At 49.5% G+C, this 6,161-nt stretch carries 7 protein-coding genes; all 7 read right to left on the reverse strand.

Annotated elements, in window-relative coordinates; genetic code table 11:
* On the reverse strand, nt 1–181 hold a 181-nt coding region (locus tag VN105_RS24200; protein ID WP_325645076.1), incomplete at its 3' end, for a DUF1543 domain-containing protein.
* 2 nt (nt 182–183) lie between these two features.
* Entirely contained in the window at nt 184–384 is a 201-nt protein-coding gene (locus VN105_RS24205; RefSeq protein ID WP_325645077.1) for a hypothetical protein, read from the reverse strand.
* Nucleotides 372–518 carry a hypothetical protein gene (locus tag VN105_RS24210; protein WP_325645078.1) on the reverse strand — a complete coding sequence of 49 codons (147 nt, stop codon included), beginning with the start codon at nt 516–518 and terminating at the stop codon, nt 372–374. Before VN105_RS24210 ends, VN105_RS24205 begins: the two co-directional genes overlap by 13 nt.
* 56 nt (nt 519–574) lie before the next feature.
* Complete coding sequence (locus tag VN105_RS24215; RefSeq protein WP_325645079.1) at nt 575–3,223, reverse strand: GH116 family glycosyl-hydrolase; 2,649 nt, start codon at nt 3,221–3,223, stop codon at nt 575–577.
* A gap of 10 nt (nt 3,224–3,233) precedes the next feature.
* Entirely contained in the window at nt 3,234–3,446 is a 213-nt protein-coding gene (locus tag VN105_RS24220; protein WP_325645081.1) for a hypothetical protein, read from the reverse strand.
* A 78-nt stretch (nt 3,447–3,524) separates the two neighbouring features.
* Complete coding sequence (locus tag VN105_RS24225) at nt 3,525–4,940, reverse strand: glycoside hydrolase family 30 protein (protein ID WP_325645083.1); 1,416 nt, start codon at nt 4,938–4,940, stop codon at nt 3,525–3,527.
* A gap of 200 nt (nt 4,941–5,140) precedes the next feature.
* The gene (locus VN105_RS24230; RefSeq protein ID WP_325645085.1) at nt 5,141–6,103 is read right to left on the reverse strand and encodes a YheT family hydrolase; all 963 of its coding nucleotides are present in this window, start codon (nt 6,101–6,103) and stop codon (nt 5,141–5,143) included.
* Nucleotides 6,104–6,161 lie beyond the last annotated feature (58 nt).

The raw sequence follows: 6,161 nt of genomic DNA on the forward strand, positions 1-6,161 counted from the left end.
TATCTTTGGCCTCCGGCCAGAAGGCTTTCATATCAGGAACCAGGTCGCTCAACTGGTTGCCAATCCCGAAGAATACATCATGCTGCTCGGTATGACGCCCTTCCAGCGTGCATCCCAGCACTACCATGAACAATTTTAACGTTGCCATCTTTTGCTGTTTACAGTAAGAAAGATACAGCATTTTCAGTTCTTGCTCATGGCCCCACGAAGTTGCTGCTCTTTTCCTTCACTCCGGTATTTGCAATCCAGGTTTACAAAAACAGAAGAGTAGGCCGGCGTGGTGTTTGTTTTCAGCACTGGCTGCACATGCGCACTGCTGCTGAGCCGGTGCATGGTATAACGCGCCACTTCCGGCAATGCGGCGCCGGTGCTTATGTATACCATTCCGGGCGATGACTGTAACGGAACGCCTCATCGGCAATAATGATCCAGTTACGGTGTCCCATCAGCGGCAACAGGCCGTCCAGCTGCATTTGCCACGATGGTTGCGCCGCGGCAGCCACCTTTCCGTTATCCATCTTAGAGGAAAACAAAAGTATAACGGACACGGCTATCTGAAAATATATTTCATAGGTTATACGATAGTAAGATGAAAATGCTGACCTGCCGTTAATTGCAGTGGTGTGGCCAGGTGAATAGTTACGTAACCATTTTCCTCTTTGAAGGAAACCGGCGTTTTTTTATCTCTCCACAATACCTGTTTCACGCCGGTATGCTGAAAACAAAGCGTTTGTAATTGTAACTTGCCGTACTTCAGTTGCAATGTATGGCTCCCGCCTTTTTGCGTATAGGTGCCCCATCCTTCTGCAGTAACAAAAGGCGCTTTAAAATTTTCTTTATTCATAGCCGGGGCAAAGCCAATAAAGCCTTTGGGACCATGATAACGAAAACCGCTGGCGGTAATAAAAGTGCCGTAGCTGGCCATTGCACGGGCATAATGATCGCTGCATTCTATTTCATTGAACGGGTTACGTTTCACTGCGTGATAGCGGTCGTGGATAGCACGCGTAAGCGTGAGCGCTTCATCTGTCATCCCTTCCGCCATCATATGGGCCGCCACCTGGTGCTCAAAGCCGGTCATACATTCGTTAAAGTAACCCAGCTGCCATGCATCTTTCACACCGAAAGGAAATTCTTCGTTGCGTGGATTCGTATTCAGGATCATACCTCCTTCCCCTGCAAGCGCATAGGGCCGGCCACCCGGATGAGCGGCGATATACGGTCCTACATCCGCCTTAAAATTATATTTATATAATGCCTTTAAAGCAGACATTGTTTTTTCCTTATCTATCACCCGGTCCATACCCACCTGGAACGCCCAGCTCTGGCCGTATACCTGGTCTATATGACAGGTGTTATAAGAACCGATCACAGATCTCCCTTTCACCTTATCCGGCTGATGAATAAAGTATTCACCGTTGAACAACTGTGTTTCCATGTTCCGTTGTCCTTTTCTCGTATATTCGTTACAGATAGTGGCAAATGCCGTATCGTTCACTTCTGCTGCCATCAGCGCAGCTGCTTTAACAGCGGCAATACACAAGCCTACGATCCAGGCAATTTCCCCGTCCCATATGGCGTCCAGGGTATTCTCCATGGGCGTGTCTTCCATACCGTCGTTGTTGCGGTCCTGGTGAATGAGGAACAGGGTGGCTTTTTTAATATTGGGCCAGTTCTGTTGAAGGAAAGCACTGTCTTTACTCATCTGGTGCTCGCGGTAAATACGTAGTATGGTACCTGCCTGTCCGTCAATAGCAGGTCGCTTTTCCGCTTCACCGCGGAACAGGATACCGCCGTCGGGCATCTGCCCGATGCCGAGATCCACGCGTTGCCGGGTATCGCGCTCCAATGCAGGGAATATGCGGCCCACGGCCTGCGCATATTGCCATACATGCGTACAGGTACCTTCGCAGGCGCCCACGCCTTCCCAGGCATAGAAACGGCCGGACCGGAAACGGTGCGCGGTAGTGGTAGCCAACGTGGAGATGTTGAGGAAAGTGCGTTCCATAAACCACCATGGCAACGAGGCATCGTACCAGGTATTTTTCCACAGGCGGCTGTGGTTACTCAGGCGGGCATAGTTCTCCTGCACATATTTCATTACTGCGGGAGCATCGGTAAACTTATTGGCGTAATAACGCCCTTCTCCCTGTATGCCTTTGAAATGCAGGTTAGCCGCGTACCAGCTGATGGCGAAGTCGGTACGTATAGTCTTGCCCGGTAGTATGCGTTGTTGTGTGGCAACAGTACCGGTTAACTTATCTCCCACGTTCTTCACCGCTTGTCCGGCGGCCATGGCGGAGAAATGCGCGGCCGTTAATTCACCTGCAGGCATGGCCGTATTTACCATCACTTTGCCGCCCCTGGCGGCGATACAGAAATTCCCGTAGTCGTATTGCTGCTGAAAGTTTTCATCATTACCGGTTTTTGTACGCACGGTTTCATAAACGCCCTGCCAGTTCCTTCCTTTCACGATAGTATTCACACGTTCATGCGCATCGCCCGCAGAATAGATCGCTGTTTTGTTTTCCAGCCATCCGAGCAGGGTAGCGGTTACCGGTACGCTGTCTTTATTTTCTATCTTATAAGATAAAATAGTTACCGGCAAACCGGAATCATCTTCATTCAAAGGAATAAAGGGTGAAAATGCTTCCAGTGTAACAGCTACCGGCAATGCAGGATCTATATAACGGATAGTGGCTATAGGATAAGTTGCTTCGAAACTGATCTCCGGCCAGCTTTCTTCGTCCAGTTTGCGGATAATGGATTGACCGTTCCAGGAGAGCTGCAAGGCAAATCCCTGGTCCAATGGCCGGATATTTTTAGACGGTTCAATGTAACAGGCGCCATCGCGGGAACGCACTTTCTTACCCCCATCCAGCACATTGGCGCTGTAGTTAACTACCTTGGGTTCTATTCCTTCCTGGTTCTTATTAAAAATATCCCAAAGCCACAAACGGCCATCGCCGCCAAGGTATACGGTACCGCACATGATACCGCCCACCGGCATACCGATATACTGCAGTTCATTTTTGCTTTTGAGGTAAGTGGTAACACTGCCCCGCTCATAGAGGGAGGCGATCCATGCCGCATCCGGCTGACGGGTAAGCAGCAACCGGCCGCTACCGGCAAGGGCGCCGCCTACTACCGGCAGGCGTACGGTGAGTGCGCCTGCCATTGTTAAGCCAATATTCCGTAAAAATTTTCTGCGTTCAATACCCATAAAAAATGTTTTATTTCCAGGCGGCTGTTTGTACCAGGTCTTTGCTTTTATCGGGCGCCGATTGCGGCACCGGCCATGTGTAATGTTTTAACGGGTTAAAGGTCCGGTCCTGCGCCTTAAAGGCCGGGTGCAGGTATAATGCTTTAAAGGCATTACTATCATTGTTCAGTACTATATTTTTCTGCCAGGCGGTGATCATAACGAGTAAAAGCAATATAGGCAACCCTTGGGAAGGTTCACCCGCTATGTTAATGCAGTGCCATGAAATGTGAAGAAATCATCAGGTGATCGCCTTCAGCGCTTACCAAACAAACGTAGCCACTTCCCCGCCACGAAGCGATGCAGCGGCAACCCGGTTCTTTTCTTTGATCTGGAAATCCTGTGTGGCAGCATCAGTGTTTACCACTATGAGTACGGTTTTACCGCCTGGTGTTAAAAACGCTACGTTATCCAGCGGGCCGGCAATATTGGAAGCAATCCTTACGGAGCCGGCAGGCACAAACTTGGAAGCATGACCTATCACGTAGTAGGATGAATTACGGGAAATGGCCTGGCCATCAATGGTGATGCCACCCAGGCATTGTGAGCATCCGCCCTGATCGGTATGCGGGTTCCATTGTGCATCGGCTGCAAGGTTCCACTGCAACACGTTGCGGCTCCAGTTACGCGTAGCGCCTACAATCAGCTTACTCACATTATTTTTCAGCTCCCGGGAAAAACTGCCTTTACCGTCGGACCATTGCTCGGTGAAATAAAGATGCTTCTCCGGAAATTCATCATGTACCTTACTCAGCGCGTCAATGGTGCCGCCATAAAGATGAAAGGCGGAACCATCCACATATGAATAAGCGGCTTTGTCTCTCAGGATAGTGAGCGGGTATTCCGGCTTATCACAGTTGTGATCGTACAGGATGATCTTTGTTTTCACGCCGGCCTTTTTAAACGCAGGCCCCAGGTGATCCTTGATAAACACCGCCTGGTCTTCCGCCAGCATCAGCATACTGGGATTATTTTTTGGATGCAGCGGTTCATTCTGTATGGTGATGGCATCAATGGTAATACCTGCAGCCTTCATGGCTTTTACATACTTTACAAAATACTGCGCATAGGCGCTATAATATTCAGGCTTCAGACTGCCGCCAATGAACGAGTTATTTGTTTTCATCCAGGCTGGCGGCGTCCAGGGCGAACCCAATATTTTTATGGCAGGGTTCAGCGCTACAATTTTTTTCAGTACAGGGATCAGGTCTTTCTTTTCTTCATCTAAATTAAAATGTTTTAACTCTGGGTCTGTTTGTCCACCGGGCATATCATCGTAGGTGAATACGGAAGCGCTCAGGTCTGAAGCGCCAATGCTGAGGCGCAGGTAGCTGATGCCAATGCCATTACCTTTCGACAGGAACAATTCTTTCAAGAGGGCATCCTGCTGTGCGGCAGGCAATTGATGGATGAGCGTGGCGCTGCCGCCGGTAAGGGTAAAACCAAAACCGTCTATCGACTGGAATTTTTTTGCGGCGTCCACTTCAATGGTAGCAATACCTTTATCCTGCGCGGTAAATGGCAATGTGGCCGGCTGTTGTTGCAGGGCGACAGATTTGTCGGGGGATGTTAACCAGTAACTGATCCCGTTATTTTTTTTCTGCTGACTTTGAGCGGTATGGATACTTCCAAACAGTAAGGCAAGGCCACATAGCAGTTGTCCGGTTCTTTTCATCATAGCAAAACAAATTAGTAGCAGGTAAAAGTATTCAGGATTTCCCGGATTTCCATATCCAGCGTGGTTGTTTCCCTGAAAATACCGGAAACAACCATTCCGTTACAATAATACAGAACTCCTGAAGGGTGGGACCGTTCCGTTGTAAACTATAAAAACCACGGGAAATACAAATAACACGAATCTGACTGCCTGCTGCCGGTTTACGTTTGTTGAATGAAGTCCAGCGCCCTTTTTTCGGACCAGTAAAAATCTTCCCCGAATCTTACAAACCCCACATGACCACCCTGGTGCGGGGTTTCCAGGAAAACATACTTACTGCCGGCTGCTATTTCATATGGGTAACATTCTTTCCCGAGGAATGGGTCATCCTTTGCATTGATCACCAGTACCGGTATGCGGATGTGTGGCAGCAGGGGCCGGGAGCTGCATTGCTCCCAATAGGTAAGGGCATCTTTAAATCCGTGCATGGGCGCGGTATAGCGGTCATCGAACTGCCGGAAAGAACGGATCTCCGCATACTGGTCAAGACTGATACTTCCCGGAAATTGTAATGCTTTCAGCCGCAGCTTCTCTCCCAGGTCACGGATGAACCGCTGCATATATATAATATTATGCCTTTTCTCCAACTCTGCAGAGCCGCTTTTCAGGTCGCAGGGCACTGATATGGCTACCGCCGACCTGATGGTTCCATCCACCGCGCCCCCCCTTTCTCCCAGGTACTTTAAGGTTACATTCCCACCCAGGGAAAAGCCCACCAGGTGTATGGCGGTATACTTTTTCAGCGATACCAGGTACGCTATCACCACATGCAGGTCTTCCGTTTCCCCGCTGTGATAAAAGCGGAGGTTCTTATTGGGTTCGCCACTGCAGCCCCTGAAGTTCATGGATACCGTGTCAAAACCGGCGCCATTGAAAATATGCACCATCCCCAATACATACTTGCGGCTGGCATTACCTTCCAGCCCATGCAGGATCACCACCAGGCGGCTGCTCCCCTTCTCACTAAAATCCAGGTCCAGGAAATCCCCGTCAGGCGTAGTGATCCTTTCTCTCCTGTAAGCCGCCGGCCGGATGCTGCGGAATAAAGAAGGATAGATGGTAAGCATGTGGCGGTTCTGTAATAAAAACGGCGCCTGGTAATCTGAGTTATGTAATACGGGCATCCCGCAAAAATACAAATTCCAACGCGAAGGTTGTCTGACTCAGGATTAAACTGATTAC

This window comes from Chitinophaga sp. (assembly GCF_035564935.1).
Classification (GTDB): Bacteria; Bacteroidota; Bacteroidia; order Chitinophagales; family Chitinophagaceae; genus Chitinophaga.